Source organism: Streptomyces sp. NPDC007025, assembly GCF_042869455.1.
In the GTDB taxonomy this organism is placed as follows: domain Bacteria; phylum Actinomycetota; class Actinomycetes; order Streptomycetales; family Streptomycetaceae; genus Streptomyces.
The window spans coordinates 65,763-83,668 of the sequence record NZ_JBIAFT010000018.1; the positions used below are offsets into that span (position 1 = coordinate 65,763).

At 74.0% G+C, this 17,906-nt stretch carries 19 protein-coding genes; 6 read left to right on the top strand and 13 right to left on the bottom strand.

Annotated elements, in window-relative coordinates:
- Positions 1–379 precede the first annotated feature (379 nt).
- Both ACFYMO_RS28965 and ACFYMO_RS28970 read left to right on the top strand, forming a co-directional pair.
- Positions 380–1,453 carry a helix-turn-helix transcriptional regulator gene (locus tag ACFYMO_RS28965; protein ID WP_388550102.1) on the top strand — a complete coding sequence of 358 codons (1,074 nt, stop codon included), beginning with the start codon at positions 380–382 and terminating at the stop codon, positions 1,451–1,453.
- A gap of 54 nt (positions 1,454–1,507) precedes the next feature.
- The gene (locus tag ACFYMO_RS28970; RefSeq protein WP_388550105.1) at positions 1,508–2,677 is read left to right on the top strand and encodes an alkaline phosphatase PhoX; all 1,170 of its coding nucleotides are present in this window, start codon (positions 1,508–1,510) and stop codon (positions 2,675–2,677) included.
- 87 nt (positions 2,678–2,764) lie between these two features.
- Here ACFYMO_RS28970 and ACFYMO_RS28975 read toward each other — a convergent pair whose 3' ends face one another.
- Positions 2,765–3,229 carry a GNAT family N-acetyltransferase gene (locus ACFYMO_RS28975; protein WP_366771312.1) on the bottom strand — a complete coding sequence of 155 codons (465 nt, stop codon included), beginning with the start codon at positions 3,227–3,229 and terminating at the stop codon, positions 2,765–2,767.
- Positions 3,230–3,492: 263 nt separating this feature from the next.
- On the opposite strand from ACFYMO_RS28975, the gene ACFYMO_RS28980 reads away from it, so the two are divergent.
- Positions 3,493–4,482 (top strand): phospholipase, encoded by a 990-nt coding sequence (locus ACFYMO_RS28980; RefSeq protein WP_069992022.1) that lies wholly within the window; start codon positions 3,493–3,495, stop codon positions 4,480–4,482.
- A gap of 119 nt (positions 4,483–4,601) precedes the next feature.
- Here ACFYMO_RS28980 and ACFYMO_RS28985 read toward each other — a convergent pair whose 3' ends face one another.
- From ACFYMO_RS28985 to ACFYMO_RS29010, 6 genes are all read right to left on the bottom strand, one after another.
- Positions 4,602–5,249 (bottom strand): DUF5825 family protein, encoded by a 648-nt coding sequence (locus tag ACFYMO_RS28985; RefSeq protein WP_366771310.1) that lies wholly within the window; start codon positions 5,247–5,249, stop codon positions 4,602–4,604.
- A 68-nt stretch (positions 5,250–5,317) separates the two neighbouring features.
- Positions 5,318–7,285, bottom strand: a complete 1,968-nt coding sequence (locus ACFYMO_RS28990) for a RiPP maturation radical SAM C-methyltransferase (protein ID WP_388550110.1) — start codon at positions 7,283–7,285, stop codon at positions 5,318–5,320.
- Positions 7,286–7,430: 145 nt separating this feature from the next.
- Entirely contained in the window at positions 7,431–7,556 is a 126-nt protein-coding gene (locus ACFYMO_RS28995; protein ID WP_019357533.1) for a hypothetical protein, read from the bottom strand.
- Complete coding sequence (locus ACFYMO_RS29000; RefSeq protein ID WP_366771308.1) at positions 7,553–9,604, bottom strand: prolyl oligopeptidase family serine peptidase; 2,052 nt, start codon at positions 9,602–9,604, stop codon at positions 7,553–7,555. The genes ACFYMO_RS28995 and ACFYMO_RS29000 overlap by 4 nt, the downstream gene beginning before the upstream one ends.
- Entirely contained in the window at positions 9,601–10,890 is a 1,290-nt protein-coding gene (locus ACFYMO_RS29005; protein WP_366771307.1) for an MFS transporter, read from the bottom strand. Before ACFYMO_RS29005 ends, ACFYMO_RS29000 begins: the two co-directional genes overlap by 4 nt.
- Before the next feature lie 304 nt (positions 10,891–11,194).
- Positions 11,195–11,686: a hypothetical protein gene (locus ACFYMO_RS29010; RefSeq protein WP_388550115.1), complete on the bottom strand. Its 492-nt coding sequence runs from the start codon at positions 11,684–11,686 to the stop codon at positions 11,195–11,197.
- Between the two features lie 97 nt (positions 11,687–11,783).
- Between ACFYMO_RS29010 and ACFYMO_RS29015 the strand changes: the two genes are divergently transcribed.
- The gene (locus ACFYMO_RS29015) at positions 11,784–12,008 is read left to right on the top strand and encodes a hypothetical protein (protein WP_366771306.1); all 225 of its coding nucleotides are present in this window, start codon (positions 11,784–11,786) and stop codon (positions 12,006–12,008) included.
- 130 nt (positions 12,009–12,138) lie between these two features.
- Here ACFYMO_RS29015 and ACFYMO_RS29020 read toward each other — a convergent pair whose 3' ends face one another.
- The 3 genes from ACFYMO_RS29020 to ACFYMO_RS29030 are packed head-to-tail and all read right to left on the bottom strand — an operon-like array spanning position 12,139 to position 13,983.
- A complete protein-coding gene (locus ACFYMO_RS29020) occupies positions 12,139–12,339 on the bottom strand; it encodes a hypothetical protein (RefSeq protein ID WP_366771305.1) in 201 nt (66 codons plus the stop codon).
- Between the two features lie 30 nt (positions 12,340–12,369).
- Positions 12,370–13,308 carry a DMT family transporter gene (locus ACFYMO_RS29025; RefSeq protein WP_366771304.1) on the bottom strand — a complete coding sequence of 313 codons (939 nt, stop codon included), beginning with the start codon at positions 13,306–13,308 and terminating at the stop codon, positions 12,370–12,372.
- A gap of 45 nt (positions 13,309–13,353) precedes the next feature.
- A complete protein-coding gene (locus tag ACFYMO_RS29030; protein WP_388550120.1) occupies positions 13,354–13,983 on the bottom strand; it encodes an alpha/beta hydrolase family protein in 630 nt (209 codons plus the stop codon).
- 67 nt (positions 13,984–14,050) lie between these two features.
- Between ACFYMO_RS29030 and ACFYMO_RS29035 the strand changes: the two genes are divergently transcribed.
- Both ACFYMO_RS29035 and ACFYMO_RS29040 read left to right on the top strand, forming a co-directional pair.
- Positions 14,051–14,245 carry a hypothetical protein gene (locus tag ACFYMO_RS29035; RefSeq protein WP_366771303.1) on the top strand — a complete coding sequence of 65 codons (195 nt, stop codon included), beginning with the start codon at positions 14,051–14,053 and terminating at the stop codon, positions 14,243–14,245.
- Between the two features lie 44 nt (positions 14,246–14,289).
- Positions 14,290–14,820 carry a GNAT family N-acetyltransferase gene (locus tag ACFYMO_RS29040; protein WP_366771302.1) on the top strand — a complete coding sequence of 177 codons (531 nt, stop codon included), beginning with the start codon at positions 14,290–14,292 and terminating at the stop codon, positions 14,818–14,820.
- A 140-nt stretch (positions 14,821–14,960) separates the two neighbouring features.
- Here ACFYMO_RS29040 and ACFYMO_RS29045 read toward each other — a convergent pair whose 3' ends face one another.
- The 3 genes from ACFYMO_RS29045 to ACFYMO_RS29055 form a co-directional block, all read right to left on the bottom strand.
- Positions 14,961–15,608, bottom strand: a complete 648-nt coding sequence (locus ACFYMO_RS29045; RefSeq protein ID WP_388550124.1) for a serine/arginine repetitive matrix protein 2 — start codon at positions 15,606–15,608, stop codon at positions 14,961–14,963.
- Positions 15,609–15,758: 150 nt separating this feature from the next.
- The gene (locus ACFYMO_RS29050) at positions 15,759–16,373 is read right to left on the bottom strand and encodes a YdcF family protein (RefSeq protein WP_366771300.1); all 615 of its coding nucleotides are present in this window, start codon (positions 16,371–16,373) and stop codon (positions 15,759–15,761) included.
- Positions 16,374–16,683: 310 nt separating this feature from the next.
- On the bottom strand, positions 16,684–17,775 hold the full coding sequence (locus ACFYMO_RS29055) for a MerR family transcriptional regulator (protein ID WP_388550127.1): 1,092 nt from the start codon (positions 17,773–17,775) through the stop codon (positions 16,684–16,686).
- Between the last annotated feature and the right edge of the window lie 131 nt (positions 17,776–17,906).

Sequence of the window (17,906 nt, forward strand, 5' to 3'; positions counted from 1 at the left end):
GCGCGCACCGCCGCCCGCTCGCGGGTAACGCGGTGGCGCGGCTCCCGGGGCTGGGGTCGGACCGGAGGCGGCGGGCAGAACGGGCCGCGGAGGCCCTTGCCGGTTCCGGTAGCCGTGGTCCGGTCAGGGCACCGGGACGCGTGGGATATCCGTCGGGCTCGGTTCCGTTCGCGGCCGGGCCGCTGCGCCACGATGGCCGGGGCGGCTCGCGCTGCCGTCCGGGCGGCGCCCCGCGCGGCCGGGTGGACAGCCGGGGGAAGTGCAGTGCTCATCGTGTTCCGGTCCTTCCGATGGTTCTGGCGGTTCGGAGGGGGACGGGAACGAGAGTCGCAGCAGAAGCGGACACCAAGTGGCCGCTTTTTGCCGCAGGATGTGGAGCATGCCGAAAACCTCAGCGCGCCTGCTGGCAATCCTGTCGCTGCTCCAAGCACGCCGCGACTGGCCGGGGCGCCTGCTGGCCGAGCGGCTTGCGGTCAGCCCGCGCACCGTGCGCCGCGACATCGACCGCCTGCGCGAGCTCGGCTATCCGATCACCACAGCCAAGGGGCCCGACGGCGGGTACCGGCTGGGCTCCGGCACCGGGCTCCCCCCGCTGCTGTTCGACGACGACCAGGCCGTCGCTCTCGTGCTGGCCCTCCAGACCGCCACCGCCTCCGGCGTCTGCATCGAGGAGGCGGCGGTGCGCGCGCTGAGCACCGTCCGGCAGATCATGCCCGTGCGGCTGCGCCGGCGCGTCGACGTTCTCCGGGTGACCGCGGTCGACCACCCGGGAGTCCGAACCGGGTCGCGCGTCGACCCTCGGCTCCTGGTGACGCTCAGCGACGCCGTGCGCGCCTGTGAAGTACTGCGCTTCGCTCACACACCGGTGGTCCCGCCGCAGTCCGCCGAGACCGCTCCGGTGCTGCGGCGGGTGGAGCCGCACCATCTGGTCACCTGGAGTGGGCGCTGGTACCTGGTCGGCTGGGACCTGGACCGGGAGGACTGGCGCACCTTCCGCGTCGACCGGATCGACCCCCGCATCCCCACCGGCCCCCGCTTCACCCGGCGCGAGCTGCCCCGGGGCGATGTGGCCGCGTTCGTGTCCGAAAGGTTCCAGGGCACCGGCGGTGACCAGCCCTGCCGCGGGGAGGTGATCCTCCACCTCCCCGCCCGGGCCGGTTCCGCCTACGCGCCCGACGGCGTCGTCGAGGAGCTGGGTCCGGACCGGTGCCGACTCATCCTGGGCGCGTGGTCGTGGCCCGCGCTGGCCGCGTCGATCGGAAGGTTCGACGCCGACTTCGAGGTCGTCGGTCCGACCGCGCTGCAGGACGCCTGCGACCTGCTGGCCCGCCGGTACGCCCGCGCCGCGATCGGCGGACCGGGCAGGCCCGTGCAGGCCGGTGAAGCGACCCCGTGCCGACCCCCACCGGGGAATTCACCGCAGGTTTCGGCGTCGGCCATCCGCGCCGGTTAGCTTCCCCTGAGCAGCAGCACCATCCGTGCCCCTCCCTCTTCTCCAGGAGCGCTCATGGATCGTCGCTCACTCCTGCGCACCGCGGCCGTCGCGGGTTACACCGCCGCGCTGGGCGGCTCACTGTGGCGCACGGCCGCCGTCGCTGCCCCCGCACAGCCGGGCGCGGGCCCCTACGGTCCGCTGGGTCCCGCCGACGCGAACGGCATCCGGCTGCCGGCCGGCTTCACCAGCACCGTGATCGCGCGGACCGGGCGGCAGGTCGGTTCCACCGGATACACCTGGCACCCGGCACCCGACGGCGGAGCGTGCTTCGCCACCGGGGACGGCGGCTGGATCTATGTGTCGAACTCCGAGGTGTCCCCCGGCGGCGGCGCCGGTGCGGTCCGGTTCGGGGCCGGCGGCGACATCACCGGAGCCCACCGCATCCTGGACGACACGCGGCTCAACTGCGCGGGCGGCAGCACCCCCTGGGACACCTGGCTCTCCTGCGAGGAGACGGACCGGGGCGCCGTGTACGAGACGGACCCCTGGGGCCGGGAGGCGGCACGGCGCCGGCCCGCCATGGGACTGTTCAGGCACGAGGCCGCCGCTGCCGATCCGGTGCGCGAGGCCGTCTACCTCACGGAGGACGAGCCGGACGGCTGCCTCTACCGATTCCGCCCCAGCACCTGGGGCGACCTCTCGGCGGGCAGGCTGGAGGTGCTGACCATGGGGTCCGGTACCTCGGGTCCCGTCGGCTGGGCGGAGGTGCCCGACCCGGCGGCCCGGCGCACCCGCACCCGCCGCCAGGTCGCCGCCGCCGAGCACTTCGACGGTGGCGAGGGGTGCCACTACGCGGCCGGGAACTGCTGGTTCACCAGCAAGGGTGACAACCGTGTCTGGCAGCTGGACTGCGCCGCGGACACTCTCGAACTCGTCTACGACGACGACCTCGTACGGCAGGGCGAGGACGCGCCACTCAGCGGAGTGGACAACATCACCGGCAGCATCTCCGGCGATCTGTTCGTGGCGGAGGACAGCGGCAACATGGAGATCTGCCTCATCACTCCGCAAGCCGTCGTGGCGCCCCTCCTCCGCGTCGAGGGCCAGGGCGGGTCCGAGATCACCGGCCCGGCGTTCTCCCCCGACGGGAGGCGGCTGTATTTCTCCAGCCAGCGGGGCATCGGCGGCCGTTCGTCCGACGGGATCACCTACGAGGTGGCAGGCCCTTTCCGGGGGCGCTGAGGTGGCGTCCGGCACCGGAGCGGGCGGGGCCGCGGCGGCCGGCTGCGGTGTGCGCGTCCGCTCTGCGCACGGAGTGGGGCGGGGACGTCAGCCGACCGTGCGCCGGAAGACCTGCCGCGAACCGCCCTCCGGCCCCGGTTCGGCCATCTCGGCGGGGGCGAAGCCGAGCCGCTCGTAGAAGACCCGGGCCCCACCGGCGACGGCGCCCGGATGGTCGGCACCGAACGTCACCACGTCGATGCTGCCCGGGCCCCGCACGAACCGGCGCACGGCCTCCGCCATCAGTTCGCGGCCCACGCCCGTCCCGCGAGCAGCTTCCGCGACGACCAGCCAGTCGACGTGGTACTTCGGGTGCGCCGGGGCGAACAGCAGGCCGCCGAGGACGTCCGCCTGCGCGGAAACGGCCAGAAGCGCCGTGGACCGGTGGATGTGCTCCTCCAGCGCGCGGTGGAAGCCGGGCTCCTGCACCATCGGCCCGAACCAGTGCTCCACCTCCGCCGCCAGCCTCAACAGGCCGGGAAGGTCCGTCTTCCGTGCGGGTCTCACACTCACCCGCCCAGTCTCGCAGAAGCCGGCCGCCGCCCCGCGAACGCCTCCTCGCCCCCCGCCGCACCCGGAAGCCGGCCCATCCGTGCCCGGACTCCTACGAGGGGGAACGGCGGACGCACGGAACGCGACCACTGGTTACCCGTGGGTAATATGGCGTACGCTCTTCCGGGCGCGGGCGCTGGGCCCGCGTCGTCCGCCCCGGCAGACAGCGCGCCGAAGCGCCCATGGTCAGGGGCGGTCCGCAGCAGAAGGAAGGACCGGACTTCATGGCCGTCGCGCGTCGGCTCCGCGGAATACTGCTCCCGCTCGCTCTGGCCGCCGGAGCAATCCTCGTGGGGGCCGGGAACGCTCCCGCCCAGGAGCCCGCCTCCCAGGGCACATCGTCCGCCGCTGCACAGCAGCGTCCCACCTGGGCCATCGCCCACCGGGTCCTCACCACGGGCGGGGTGACAGCGTCCCTCCGGCAGGGGGCCAACGCGCTGGAGATCGACGCCACCGCCTGGCGGGACGGCTGGTGGGCGGACCACGACGGCACCCTCACCAGCTACGGCGACTCCATGGCCGCCATGTTCGACCAGGTGGCGCAGGAGCACCGGGCAGGGCGCCAGGTCTCGTTCGTCTGGCTGGACATCAAGAACCCCGACTGGTGCGAGAGCGGCGACCCCGAGTGGCGCCACTGCTCCGTGGCCGCGCTGCGGGACCTGGCGCGCAGCAAACTGGAGAGCCGGGGCATCCGGGTGCTCTACGGGTTCTACGGGAGCGAGGGCGGCGCCGGCTGGCAGGACGCCGTCGGCGACCTGAACGCCAAGGAGGCCATCAGCTACAGCGGCGACTACGCCGAGGTGCGGGACGGCTTCGCCGAGCACGGAGCGGCCGTGCCGAGCAACCAGCGCATCATGGACAAGGGGCTGTTCAGCATGGCGCTGGACTTCGGCAGCATCCAGGAGGAGCTGCGGGCCGGCGGCGCGGCCCGGGACCGCGGTGAACTCGCCCGCACGGTCGGCTGGACCGTGGGAACCGGCGACCGGGAGCGCACGGCCACGCTGCTCGACTCCTCCGGCCCGGGTGCGGCCGTGGACGCGCTGATCTACGGCAACCGCATGTCGTGCTATCCCGATGGCGTCAGCGGTCCGGACGGCTGCGGAACGGACGACAGCGGCGTGCGCACCGCGCTGTCCTACATCAGGGACTATGTGCGGGCACACCCCGGCACCCGCCGCATGGCCACCCCGCAGGACATCCCCTTCGGCAGCTGACCTCCGGCAGGACCCCGCGCCGGAGCGCGCCCGGTCCGGCCCCGCCGCCGGACGCGCTCCGGCAGCCCGCCGCGGATGTCCTCAGCGGCGCCGTGCGGCGGGCGCCCGCACGGGACCGTTCAGATGGCCATCGCCTCCTGGATCCAGCGCCGCACCCGGTAGGGCAGCCACCAGACCATCTCACCGACGTCCCCCACCAGCTGCTCGGACCGGAAGTCCTCGAGGATCGCCGCCGGTACCGCCGCGGCGGGCGCCCCGTCGGCCAGCAGCGCGATGGCCTCCTGGTAGTCGGGTTCGTCCACGGTGAAGCGGTGGAGTTCGCCCCACCGCCGGTCCCTGATCTGGACGAAACCCGGCCCCTGCCGCCAGAGGCACTTGCACAGGTAGTGCTCCTCGCGCCAGGTGCGCAGCGTCTGCTCCGGGTCGGGCGGACCGGAGAGGACGAGCGGCGGCTGGAGGTGGTTGAGCGGCCGCCACACGTCGGGTCCGGACGCGAGGCACAGCTCCCATTCGACGTACACGGCGTGCGCCGTCAACTCCCGAACCAGGCACAGCCTGCGCACCGTGCGGGCCGCGTCGACGGCGTCCGTGTTCGCGGCGGGACGCAGGTCGGTGGTGCCGGTCAGCCGGACCCGCCGCGCCCCGGAGCGCCACAGCCGTACGGCGGCCTCGGAGGGCGGACCGGCCGCCTCCACCTCGCCCAGTGACATGCCGGTCAGACCAGCGGCCTCGAGTTCGTAGTCGCGCCAGGCGGTGACTGTGTCCATGGAACTCCTCGGTACCGGGTGGTGCGTGCGGATGAGGGGGCGGATGCGGGAGGCCGGGCGGGGTGGCGTCAGGGGACCGGGACGGCGGGCCGCCCGCCTGTGTCCTGCGCGGCTGCCGGTTCCGCGGCGGCCGCAGTGCTGCGCATGAACTCCAGCCGCAGCAGGTCCTCGTTGACGGCAGCCGGGGCGAGGTGCACGTACTGGCCCGCGTCGGTGAACACCACACCCCACTCGAGCCAGCGCTCCAGCAGCTCCCGTATCGCCGGCTCGTCGGTGGCGCCGCCCTCCTGCGGCGGACCCTCCGCGCCCTCCGGCGCGAGCTGCCCGGCGACCTTCCGTGCGAGTGCGGCGGGGTGGTGCGGCTGGTCCAGCAGCCGGAAGGCGGCCAGCTCCACCGGCGCGGTCAGCTCCCGTACCCGCCAGTCGAACATCCGGCGGCGGCTGACCAGCACGATCCGGTCTCCGAGGTCGGTGTGGGTGAGCCTGCTGGCCGGGTATGCCTCGTGCCACGCCTTGATGCCGTCGTTGAGCCGGCTCGCGGTCTCCTCGCCGATCCCGCGCTCGGGTGCCTCGAAGACATAGGCCAGGTCGTTGAGTTCGGACTCCGGCAGGTCGTAGGTGAAGCGGTAGTGCACGTCCGGGCGCAGCTTTTCGTAGCCCAGTTCGGGTCGGTTGAAGTAGGGGCTGAAGCGCTCGATGGCGATACGGGCCGAGAGGTCGACCGGCGGCATCAGATGCTCCAGCGCCGGGAGCTGTTCGATCACCGGGGTGTAGTCCTCGTCGCGTTCGTGCGGAAAGCCGTGCAGGTAGTTCCAGGAGACGGCCAGGCCGGTCTCGGCGCCGTCGCGCAGCATCCGCACGTTCTGGCAGCCGCTCACCCCCTTGTCCATCAGGTCCAGCACCCGGCTGTTGAGGCTCTCGATGCCCGGCTGGACGTAGATCATCCCCGCGTCGGCGAGGGTCTGGAGCTGGGAGCGGCGCATGTTCGCCTTGATCTCGATGTGCAGCCGCAGATCGTATCCGCTGTCCACGATGCGGGGCAGCACCGTGCGCACGTACCCCATGTCCAGGATGTTGTCGACGACGTACATGTCCAGTACCCGGTGCTTGCGGGCGAGTTCCATGATCTCGTCGTAGAACCGCTCCGGCGCCTTGCTGCGGAACTCCATGAAGGTGCCGTTGAGCCCGCAGAACGTGCAGTGGTGCTTCTCGCCCCACCAGCAGCCCCGGGCGCCCTCCACCACCAGCTTGGGCTCCACCCAGTGCCGGGCCGCGGAGGCGGCGAGCCGCTCGAAGTAGCCGGAGTAGTCCGGCGAGGTGATCGCGGCGGGCGGAAGCGGGGAGGTGGCCATCGGGTTGGCCACCGAGGTGCCCTCGGCGTCCCGCCAGCACAGGCCCGGTATCGCACGGGGGCTCCCCGGACCGTCGAGCGCGGCGAGCAGCCGCGGGAAGGCGGCCTCCCCCTCGCCGCGCACCACGTAGTCGACGAACGGGAAATTGCGGTGAGCCGCGTGCCCCTGTTCGGCGTCGCAGTTCGCACCGCCCAGCACCGTCGTGATGTGCGGCGCGAGCCGCTTGACGTACTTGGCGGCCGCCAGCGCAGCGGTGTTCTGCTGGAATGTCGAGCAGAACCCCACCACGTCGGGCTCCCGCGCCACGATCTCGCGGGCGGTGCGCTCCACGAACTCCGGCGCGAGGCGGTGCAGCTCGTGGCTCATGCGCAGCCGGGAGGCGGAGAGCTTGCCGCGCAGCGCAGCGGTGAACTCCTCGGTGCGCCACTCCGGGTCGTCGTAGAGCGCCGAGGAGAAGACCCAGTCGCCGCAGCCGAGGAAGTAGGAGGAGAGCGAGTAGTACTCGTAGTCGCCCTTGCCGAACTCGGTTCGCTCGGTGATCCAGTCGGTGTACTCGAGGTTGGCGTGGTACACCTCCGCGGTGGTGGCGGGCCGGTTCTCGACCGCGCTGCGTTTGAGGATGCCCAGCGCGAGCGAGGGCACGTCGATGGGGGACCAGGGCATGTTGACCAGCAGCACGCGCATGGGCGGACTCCTCGGAACGGCCGCAGTCGGGCGGGACCGGGCGGTGACGGTGGGGAACGGCGGCAGGGCGGCCCGGGGGCCGGACCCGCGGCTGCGGGGGTGGATCCCGGTCCGGTGCCCCGGGGCACCGGACCGGGACGCCGGGTCAGATCTCCTCGGTCTCCTCCGCGTTGCGGATCGGAACCGTGATCGTGATGCTGACGCCGGGCTTGCGGTTCTCCTCGTCGTCCTCGAGCGGGTTGTTGTGGATGACGTCCTTCTGCATGGTCATCGCCTCCCTTCGGAGTGTCGGCGGACGGTGCCGGAGGGATCCGGGGAACCGGCCTGCTGGGCCCCGCGCCGGTCGGAGCGGGGAGCTGCGGAGGTCGTGCGGCGGGCGGCCGCGCCCAGGTGGAAGTGCAGGAACTCCAGGGCCCGGCGCAGCGTGGCCACATGGTCGGCGCCGCGGTAGCCGTCGTGGCCGGACTCCAGCCACAGCGACTCGTGCGGTGCTCCCGCGGCGCGCAGCGCCGCCAGGTAGTCGGCGATCTGCTGCGGCGGGCACTTGGCGTCCCGGGCCGCGGCGACCACCAGGACGGGCGCGGTGACGCGGGCCGCGTGAGTGACCGGGGAGCTTCGCGCGTAGCGCTCCGGCACCTCGTGAGGCGTCCCGCCGAACAGCCGCTCGTCCAGGGCGCGCAGGGCGGGCAGACCGGTACGGTGCGCCGCGGCGAAGTCCGCGATGGGCTTGACGGCGACGCCCGCCTGCCACAGCCCGGGCCGCACCCCGAGGGCCAGCAGCGCCAGCGCTCCGCCCCACGAGGTGCCCCAGAGGCCGACGGCGTCCTCCCGGGCCAGGCCGCGTGCCAGCAGATCGGCTCGTACCGCCACCAGGTCGTCGACCTGCGTGAGGCCGACCCCGGCGCCGAAGGCGGCCCGCCAGCGCGGACCGTAGCCCGTGGAGCCGCGGTAGTTCACCCGCGCCGCACCGAGGCCGGAGGCCACCAGCGAGTGCACGGTGCCGTCGTAGGCGTCCCGGTCGTGGGCGGCGGGGCCGCCGTGCAGCAGGAACACCAGGGGCGGAGGCGCCGGACCGGTGCGCTCCGGGAGACTGAGCAGGGTGTGTACCGGACCGTCGGGACCGGGTGTCCACAGCTCGCTGTGCACCCCGGGTACCCGCTCCGGCAGGGTGCCGAGCACCGGCGGGTGCGACGGGGCCGGGCCCGCCGCCGCTGTGGTGCACAGCCGCGGCGGGGTGGCGCTGTCCGTCCATACGTAGTGGATTCCTCCGCCGGGCCGCGGGGCGGCGTCCGGGATGCTGCCGGGCGGGGTGGCCGCCGTGGACAGGGTGCGCCGGTCCAGGTCGGCGGTGTGCAGCAGACTGCGCCCGTGCCGGTCCTGCCGGACCAGGACCTTGCGCGCGTCGGGGTACCAGACGGCGTCGATCTCGGTGTCGAAGGCGCACCAGGCGTGCTCGCGGAGTCCGTGCCCGGCGTCCCAGGTGGCAAGCCGGTACCGGTCGGAGTGCTCGGTGACCAGCAGGAGTTCGGCCGGTCCTGCCGCCGGCGCGAAGCCGCGCGCCCAGACCCGGGCCGCGGCGGGCGCCCGCGCCGCCTTCTTCGTCTCCGTCTCCTGGTGCGAGGGCGCGCCGGAGCCCGCAGCGGCGCCTCGGCCGCCCTCGGCCAGGTGCGGCAGGTCCCCGCCCCCGAACCTGGCGACGGTGTGTCCGTCGGGGGTCAGCAGGGTCACCGCGCTGACGTCGTGCGGCGGTCCGGCCACGGCCAGCAGCGCCCCGTCGGGGGAGAGCCCGGCCAGCCGCCGCGGGCCCGGGGCCCGGTGGACCTCGCGGGCCGGGCCGCCCCGGCGTCCGAGCCACACGGTCAGCCCGGCGCGGCTGCCGACGCCTGCGGCGACCTGCCCGGCGGCGTTCATGGCGAGCCCGCGCGGGGTGCCCACGGGAGCCGGCGGCAGTCCCGCGGTGTCCGGGCCCCCGTCGAAGTCCTGGACCCGCCAGACGCCGCGACCCTCCAGGTCCTCGTCGAACCACCACACGGCCCCGTCCCGGTCCAGGGTGCCGTGCAGGGTCCCGTGCGGCCGGTCGGTCACCTGGCGGGTTTCTCCGGTGGCGGCGTCGTGCGCGAACACCTCGCAGCGTCCCCCGGCGTCGGCGGTCAGGACCATCCGGTCCGGGTCCGCCGGGCAGACCTCCGGGATGACGGGGCGGTAGACGCGGTAGCCGCGTTCGTTCTCCGCCGCGCCGGACCCGGTGCCGGCCGCTCGCGTGCCGCCGAACCGGGTGCCGGGCCCGGGTACGTCGGCTTCCGTTCCGCCGCGCGTCATACGGTCTCCTTCCGCAGTACCGCGGGGGCACGCGCCGTGCACCACAGGGAGAGCAGGACCAGGGCCGCGCAGCAGCACAGCGCCGTGCGGCCGGTGCCCCCGGTCCCGGCGAGTCCGCCCGCCGCCAGTGGCCCCGCGGCGGCCGCCAGTCCGGTGGCGGTCGCGAGCACCGTTCCCGTGCGGGACTGGAGCTGCTGCGGGGTCACCTCGAGCGCGCGGGACTGCAGGACGACGGCCGCCGCCGGGAGCAGCAGCGAGATCGTGCCGAACAGCAGCGCGTACGCCCACACCCGGGTGGTCAGTGCGAGTCCGAGAGTGGGAGCCACCATCAGCCAGGACACGGTGATCACCAGTCGGGCACCCGGCAGCGCGCGTGCCAGCCGGGGCGCGAGCAGCGCGCCGGCCAGCCCGGCGGCCCCGGCCACCGCGAGCACCGCACCGACCGGCCCGCCGCCCGCACCCGAGTCCCGCAGAGTGAAGATCGTGCCGTAGGAGAGGGCGGCCAGCAGCAGGCTCATCGTGGTCGACCAGAGCACGACGAAGCGCAGGAACGGCTCCCGGCGCACGAACCCCGCTCCGGCGCCGAGTTCCCGCAGGAAGCTCCGGCCGGCCGCGGCGAGCCCGGCCCCGGACACGGCCGGGGAGCCGGACTCGGCCGGGCCGTCCCGGCGCGGGCGCAGGTCGGCTCGCATAGCCGCCACGCAGAGCGCGGAGGCCAGATAGGAGAGGGCGTCGGCGAGGAACGGCAGCCAGCGGCCGAGCTGGAAGAGGGCACCACCGAGGGCCGGTCCCACCACGAGCCCGGCCTGTTCACCGGCCTGCAGCCGGGAGACGGCCCGGGGGTAGCGGTCGGGCGGCACGAGAGCTGCCACCGTGCCGGCCGACGCCGCCTCCTGGCAGGAGGTCGCGGTCCGCTCCACGACAACCGCGGCGCAGAGCTGCCACAGCGGCGGATCGCCGGCCAGGGCGCCGACGGCGACCCAGGTCATCGCCCCGGCCGAGACCAGGGCGGCGGAGACCAGCACCCTCTTGCGCGCGCCGTGGTCGGCGAGGACGGCGGCGAACGGCCCCGCGAGGATGCCGCAGCCGGCGGACACACCGGCCACCGTGCCGACGACAGCGGGTGGGGTGCCGAGGGCGAGCAGCAGCAGCGGAAGAGCCAGACCGGAGGTCTGGGTGCCGAGCGCGTCCGCGGTGTTGGCCCACCAGAAGCGGCGGAAGTCTCCGTCCGCCGCGGGGCCCGTCGCAGTCGCCCGCCTTCCCGGGCGGGCGGTGTCCGGGCTCAACGCGCCGTGGGCGTGCGCCGATCCGGCGAGGGAGATGCGGAAGGTGCGGGAGGGTGGAGTAAGCAGCCTCTGCCGTGGTGCGCCATGGAACGTTCCCCCGGTTCACGAGCCGAAATCGCGTGAAGGTTTCGTGCCTTTCCCGTGCGCACCCTGAGAAATATCAGCCGCTGTCAAGGTTGCGCAATACGTGGGACGCGGACCCGTCCGATGTATTTCCGCGTTCTGCACGGACCGTTCGGTGGCCGCGGCCGGCCGTGTGCCGGGCCGCCGCGGGACTCCTACGCCGGCCCGTCGGGTGCCCGGATCAGCCGGCCGCCGGGGTGAGGACGGTGCGGTCGAACGGTCCGACGTGCGCGGCGGCGTACGGGACGGCGTCGTCGACGGCGTCGAGGGACAAGGTGCGGAGGCGTTCGGCACCGAGGTCGAGCGTGCCGGACGCGAGGATGCGGATCAGGCCGGGAAGCGTCGAGCGCGGATACATCCACTGCCCGCGCGCGGTCACCGAGTTGCGCATGAGCCACGGGTAGGGGAGGGCGAGATCCGCGCCGCCGAGCATGCCGACGCCGCCCATGAGGACGACGCGCCCGTACTCGCGGACGGTCAGGGCCGCGGCCCGGGTCGCCGCCGCCGGTGCGGCGGGTGGGAGCAGATCCATCGCCATGTCGACCGGGCCCGCGTCCGCCGCCGACAGGCGGCGGTGCCGGCGGCCCGGTCCCCGGATCGACCGGTCGAGGACACCGAACTGCTCGTGGGCGTGCCGAGGGACGGCACGTTCGCCGGCCGCACCGCGGTGCACGTGGACGAACTGCTCGACGCTCCCTGGATCGCCATCCCGTCGTCGGACGCGGAGCCCTGCTCGGGGCCTGGCCGGGCTGCCCGGGCGGCCGCGCATCGTGCACACCACGAGCGGCTGGCTGACGAAACTGCAGCTGGTCGGCGGCGGTTTCGGCGGGACGACGGTGCCCTCCCGCATGTCGCCGCTGCTGCCGCGGAGTGTGAGTTCGCTGCGGGTGGAGGGAGCGCCCGCCGAGGTCCGCCGGATCCTCCTGGTGCGGCTGCCCGGCAGGCCGTCGCCCGGGGGCGCGGCCGTCATCGACGCGCTCACCTCGACGGCCTGACATATCGGGCTGCCGCTCCGCCGCTCGCGGCTCGTCCGCGGCCCGGACTGCTGAGGAGCGCGGGTTCCCGGGGACGCGCGCTCGCTCCGCGTGCGCCCCCGGGGCGGGTTTCGCTGTCCCCGGCGGCAGGTCAGCGGGCGCCGTGCCGGTACGGCGGAGTCCGCCGAGGTCGCTGGGCCGCGAGCGGCGTGGCGGCGTCCCCGCTGCGGAAGGGGCCGCCGCGGCCGCCCCGGTCGGGAAGCGGCAGTCCGTGCCGGATCGCGTGGCCGGTGTCGATCCCGGTGGCGATGTCGCGTGCGAGGAGCAGGAGCCGGTGCAGTGCGGTGCGCATGGGGTTCTCCTTGCCGTCGGAGGTGAGGTATCAGAGGGAAGCCGCGGGATTCCGGGCCGGCGCCGGCGCCGGAGCGTCGCTCCGGGCGCGGACCGGCACCGGGGCCGCGGGCCGTCGGCCGCGGTGGACGACGACCACGGCCGCGAGGCAGACGGCCAGCCCGAGGGCGGTCCGCACCCCGAAGTGCTCGCTGAACATGATCGCGCCCCAGACCGCGGTGACCGGGGCCATGAGGAACATCAGCGTGTTGACCTTCGTGACGCCGGAGCGCCGCAGGATGAGCCAGTAGAGGCCGTAGCCGCCGAAGGTGGAGAGCACGACCAGCCAGGCGACCGCCGTCCAGAAGGCGGGTTCGGCGGGTGGCGTCGCCGAACCCGCTGCCAGGGCCAGGGCGGTGAAGATGACCGCGCTGGTGGCACAGTGCACGGCCAGCGGCACCTCGGGGGAGAGGTCCGTGCGGGAGCGGCCCTCCAGGAAGGTGGCCGCCACCAGCGACAGCATGCCGAGGAACGGTATGAGATAGGCCCACCAGGCCACCTCGGCGGCCGTGGCGGCATCGGCGGTGGTGACGATCACGACCCCGGCGAGTCCCAGCCCGAGCCCCAGCCACTGCCGGCGGGAGACGTACTGGCGCAGCAGCGGCCCCGCCAGTGCTCCGGCGACCAGGGGCTGTACACCGTCGATGAGGGCGGTGGTTCCACTGGAGACGCCCAGTTGGATCGCCCAGAAGACGGTGAGCAGATAGCCGCTCTGGGAGAGCGTGCCGATCAGTGCCTGCCGCAGGAGGACCCGCGGCGGGACACCCCGCCAGGAGGCCCGTGCGGCGGTGGCGGCCAGGAGGGCGAGCGCGAGCGGCAGGAAGCGCCACATCAGGATCGTCACCGCGGGCGCGCTGCCCGCCCCCAGCTTCGCCCCGATGAACCCGGAGCTCCAGCAGACCACGAAGGCGACGGCTAGCAGGAAGTTCACACCTCACCCCACTGTTCGACTAAACAGATCGGTTTACTCGCCTCACTATACAGATCTGTTTAGTCTTGGGGAGGGTGGGATCCGCCGGGTAGGCAGGGGCCTCGCCGCCACCGCACGGCCGGGCCTCCTGCTGCCGTGCGGGCTGCTGGGGCCGCACCGTGCCGGAAGCCGCCAGGAACCGCTGCTGGTCGGCCAGGACCCCTTCCGCGAACGGCCGGCGAGGGGTGAGGAGCGCGGTGAGCACGAGCTTGGGGGCCGACCCGCTCGACGGACTCCTTGACCAGCAGGTGGGCCGCCTCCGGGTAGTGCGCGACCGTCGGTGCGTAAGGTTGTGGCGGCCTGCCGGAGCCAGTTGGTCGCGGGCGAGACGGTGATCGCGAAGCTCACCCGGGTTTCGGCGGCGACCTCAGCCAGCACCCAGCCCGCCTGACTGGCGCCCCGGAGTCCGATCCGGTCCCCGTCGATGCCGGGGCGTTCGCGCGCCCAGTCGATGGCGGCGGCCGCTTCCTCCGCCCGGTCCTGCATGGACTGCTCCAGCCGGTCGCCGGGTGCCCCCGCGACACCGGGCTTGTCCCAGGAGAGCGAGGCGTATCCGGCTGCGGCGTTCGCCTCCCACAGGGGTCGGTAGCCGCCGTCGTGGGTGGCGCCCACGGCGCCGTCGCCGTGGACGTACACGACCAGACCGTGCCGTTCGCGCCCGTCCTCGGGGCGTGGTCGGTACGCCGTGCAGGACGTGGCCGCCGTGGCGGATCGAGACGCGCTGCTCGTGCATGCCGTAGGAGTGCTGCCCCGTCCCTGGCCCGGCGCCCGGGCCAGGGACGTCGTCGCCCGGTGCTGGGCGGAACTGCACGAACGAGCCCCCCGCGACTCCCGCCCGGCCCTCTTCCGGGTCTACGCCGACATCACGCGCGAGGCCGCGGAGCGGACCCGGCACTGAGCGGACCCGGCGGACCCTGCCGCCGGAGCGGCTATGCTCCCGCCGTGGACGACATCGCCCCCGGCATACGGATCAGGCCCGGAGACCGGGCCGACGCACCGGCTGTCCTGCACCTGCTCGACGTCGCGGTGGCCTGGATGAACGCTCGCGGCAACACTCAGCAGTGGGGCACGACCCCCTACTCCCGAAAGCCCGGCGGGGTGGCGCGGGTGGAGGGATACCTGAGCGAGAACAGCCCCTGGATCGCGGAGCTGGACGGCACACCCGTAGGGGCGCTGGTGCTCCACTCCGGCCCCAGCCCGCAGCTGCCCGTCGGGCCGGCCGGTGAACCCGAGCGGTACGTCCGACTGCTGGTCTCCGACCGCCGCCACGCCGGCCGGGGCATCGGCGCCGCGCTGCTGGACCACGCCGCCGCAGAGGCCCTGCGGGCCGGAGTGCGGTTGCTGCGGGTCGACTGCTGGGCGGGCGGGGGCGGCGAACTCGTCGCCTTCTACGAACGCAACGGATTCACCCCGGCCGAGCGGTTCCTGCACGGGGACTGGCCGGGAGCGGTGCTCACTCGCCGGGTGGGCTGAGGACCCCGCCGGGCGGGCGCGGTGCGAACATGCGGTGGCGCCGGTGGGTCTGGTGCAGGGGCTGCCGGAGAAGGCCCGCTCGGGAGCGCGCAGTTGCGGGCCGCACTCCCGCACGTCTCCGGGACGCGGGGTGAGTCCGCTCAGGAGCGCGGGCCGGGCGGGGGAGGCGGACCCGGATGGCCCGGGTACGGCTGCGGGCCCGGCATGGTGAGTCGGCGGCGGTGGCGGCCGCGGCGGACAGCGGTGACGACGCTGATGGTCACGGCCGAGGCGACCGCGGCGAGGAACAGCCCGATCGCCGCGAGGACGGAGCCCACCGCGGAACCCACGCGGGGCTCGTCCCCCAGCGCGAACTCGGTCTGCCGATCCGAGGTGCAGGTGAGCGTGTAGTCGCCGCTGCTACCCGGCTTCACCTCGAAGACGCGCTCCCAGGTGCGCGACCCGCTGGTGATCCGGAACGTGCTGTCCGGCTGTTCCACGGATCCGGACCGCATCTGCGGGATCCGGCAGTTGACCCGGCCCCGCCCGGAGACGGAGGCGTAGATCGCCTTGGTCTCGCCCGCGATGAAACGGAAGTTCTGCGAACCGCCGCTGGGGAAGCTGTGGTCGGTGTCGATCGAGTCCACGGTGTCCCGCACCGCCAGCACGATGACGGCGGTACCGCTGCCGGCCAGCACGAGCGCCAGCACCGCGGCGACCACGTACCAGAGGCGGCGGGGCCGCAGCTCCTTCGCCGGGATGTTCCGCGGCGCGGGGCCGCCGTACGCTGCTCCTCCAGGGTTACCCATAGCCACGGTCCCGCATCGTATCGCCGACGGGCGCCGATGCCAGGGGGCGGCCGACAGCGCCCGGTGCGGGAGCCGCCGCCCGGGGTCGGTCAGCGGGCCGCTCCTGTCGGCCGGAATCGCGCGAGGCCGGCGCCGCGGCGGAAGTGCCGGTCAAGCAGCGGTCCGACGCGGTTGCCGCCGCTCGTCGGCCGTGAGGCCGCGGAGGGTCCACACTCCGTACAGCGCGAGCAGCGGTTTGACGATCAGCCACTCGCCGGGGCGGTAGTCGTCGGCGCGCACGAGCCGCTCGGCGAGGTCGGGGCGCTGCCGCCGCAGATACGCGCGGGCCTTGAGCGCGTGTGCGGGCTGGGAGACGATTCTGATGCGGTCGGCGTTCTCGAGCAGCGGGAGCACGTTGGTGATGTTCTCCCATGTGGTGGTGCTCCGTTCCTCGAGGAGCACCCTGCCCTCGAAGCCGAGCACCGACCGCGCGTAGGCGGCCATCAGCCGGGCCTCCGGCACGCCGCTGCCGACCGGACCCCCGCTGAAGATCAGGCCGGTCCCGCTCTCGGGACCGGCGCCGAGGGAGCGGATCCCCGCACGCACCCGCCAGCGGTTGACGACGTTGGCCCTGGTGCGTGGGTTCCGGAAGCCCAGCACGACCACCGTCGCGGCAGCGGCCCCTCCGTCGGGCGCGAGAGCGCGGGACCAGCGCCGGTTCAACCACTCGCCCCAGGCCAGGGCGACGGCGGTCCCGGCCAGGGTCAGTCCCGTCCCGCGCTGCATCCCAGAGACTCTAGGGTGCCTCCACCCGGAGCGGCAAAGGCTCAGTCGCGCAGCAGCCCGCGGATCCTGCCGGGACTTCGAAGGATCCTCCCGAGCGGGCGGAGGAGCCGTACCCAGCCGCCGCCGTGCTTGTCCGCACGTTCGGCCGGAGGCGGGGCGCGGTAAGGCCGCGGGGCCGTGACCCGGGACGCCTCGCCCGCGACGGCGGAAGGGGCGGCCGTTCGGCGGGCCTGTCGGGCGAGTCGGTACGCGTCCGCCTCCCGCCGCAGCTCATGCGAGCGGATCCGGTGCCATTCGATGCGCATGCCGCTCACGCCTGCTGCCGCTGTGCCAGGACGTCGGCGACCACGCAGCTCACGTTGTCGGGGCCGCCGGCCTCGTTGGCGAGAGCGACGAGTTCACGGACCGCCTCCTCGGGCCGCGGGCTCCGTTCGAGCACTCGGCCGACTTCCGCCTCCGGAACGACGGCTGACAGCCCGTCCGAACAGAGCAGATACCGGTCTCCCGCCCGGACGTCGTGCAGCCGCAGGTCGGGAAGGACATCGTCGACTCCTCGGCCCAGCGCTCGCAGCAGCAGCGACTGTTGCGGGTGGGAGGCTGCCTCCTCCGGACTGAGCCGTCCCTCGTCGACGAGCGACTGCACCACGGTGTGGTCGTGCGTGATCTGGAACAGCTCCCCGTCGCGCAGGAGGTGGACGCGGGAGTCGCCGACGTGCACGAGCCCCAGTTGCGAGCCGGTCCACAGCATCGCGGTGAGTGTCGTGCCCGCCTCCTCGTCGGGCCGGGCGCCGGCGCCGGCTGCGCCGCACACGGCCTGCCGGGCCCGGTCGACGGCGTCCTCCAGGGCGTTGAGGAGGTTCCCGGCCGGGATGCTGTCGGTCTCCAGGTACTTCAGCGCGTCGACGGCGGCGGAGCTCGCGGGGGCTCCCGCCGTGCCGAAGCCGTCGGCGACGGCCAGCAGCCGGGATCCGGCATAGGCGGTGTCCTGGTTGCCCTCGCGGACCAGTCCCGGGTCGGAGAGTGCGGCGTAGCGGATTTCCAGGGGGCGGGTGGCCGGAGTCATGGCGGGGTCCTTCCTGGCGAGGCTGTCGATGAGGAAGGTGGCCAGGTCGCGCCGTGCCGCGGTGTCGGCTTCGACCTGCGCCCAGAAGGCGCGGACCTCCCGGGCCGCGGAGCCGGCGTCCAGCGCGCAGACCCGCTGGATGCGGGCCAGGGGCATCCCCAGCCGCCGGAGCCAGGCGACGAGCCGGGCCCGGTCCAGTTGCTCGGGCGCGTAGTGGCGGTAGCCGGTCACCGGGTCGACGCGAGCGGGGGTCAGCAGGCCGAGCTCGTCGTAGAGCCGCAGTGCCTTCGGCGACAGCCGGGACGCCTTCGCGAACGCTCCGATGGTCAGCAAGCCCATGCCACTCCTCCTCATGCCGGGCACGTCGCCCGGCCCCACCGATGCTGTGGCCTGCCCCGAGGTGAAGGTCAACACTGCTTGGCCCGGCCGCGTACCGGAATATTCGCTCGCCGCGCCGGCGGCGGGTGTCC

Bases quoted from the DNA above. Each gene is read 5' to 3' on its own strand.
- ACFYMO_RS28965 (WP_388550102.1), top strand. From the start codon at position 380: ATGCCGAAAACCTCAGCGCGCCTGCTGGCAATCCTGTCGCTGCTCCAA.
- ACFYMO_RS28970 (WP_388550105.1), top strand. From the start codon at position 1,508: ATGGATCGTCGCTCACTCCTGCGCACCGCGGCCGTCGCGGGTTACACC.
- ACFYMO_RS28980 (WP_069992022.1), top strand. From the start codon at position 3,493: ATGGCCGTCGCGCGTCGGCTCCGCGGAATACTGCTCCCGCTCGCTCTG.
- ACFYMO_RS28985 (WP_366771310.1), bottom strand. From the start codon at position 5,249: ATGGACACAGTCACCGCCTGGCGCGACTACGAACTCGAGGCCGCTGGT.
- ACFYMO_RS28990 (WP_388550110.1), bottom strand. From the start codon at position 7,285: ATGCGCGTGCTGCTGGTCAACATGCCCTGGTCCCCCATCGACGTGCCC.
- ACFYMO_RS28995 (WP_019357533.1), bottom strand. From the start codon at position 7,556: ATGACCATGCAGAAGGACGTCATCCACAACAACCCGCTCGAGGACGAC.
- ACFYMO_RS29000 (WP_366771308.1), bottom strand. From the start codon at position 9,604: ATGACGCGCGGCGGAACGGAAGCCGACGTACCCGGGCCCGGCACCCGG.
- ACFYMO_RS29020 (WP_366771305.1), bottom strand. From the start codon at position 12,339: ATGCGCACCGCACTGCACCGGCTCCTGCTCCTCGCACGCGACATCGCC.
- ACFYMO_RS29045 (WP_388550124.1), bottom strand. From the start codon at position 15,608: ATGGGTAACCCTGGAGGAGCAGCGTACGGCGGCCCCGCGCCGCGGAAC.
- ACFYMO_RS29050 (WP_366771300.1), bottom strand. From the start codon at position 16,373: ATGCAGCGCGGGACGGGACTGACCCTGGCCGGGACCGCCGTCGCCCTG.
- ACFYMO_RS29055 (WP_388550127.1), bottom strand. From the start codon at position 17,775: ATGGGCTTGCTGACCATCGGAGCGTTCGCGAAGGCGTCCCGGCTGTCG.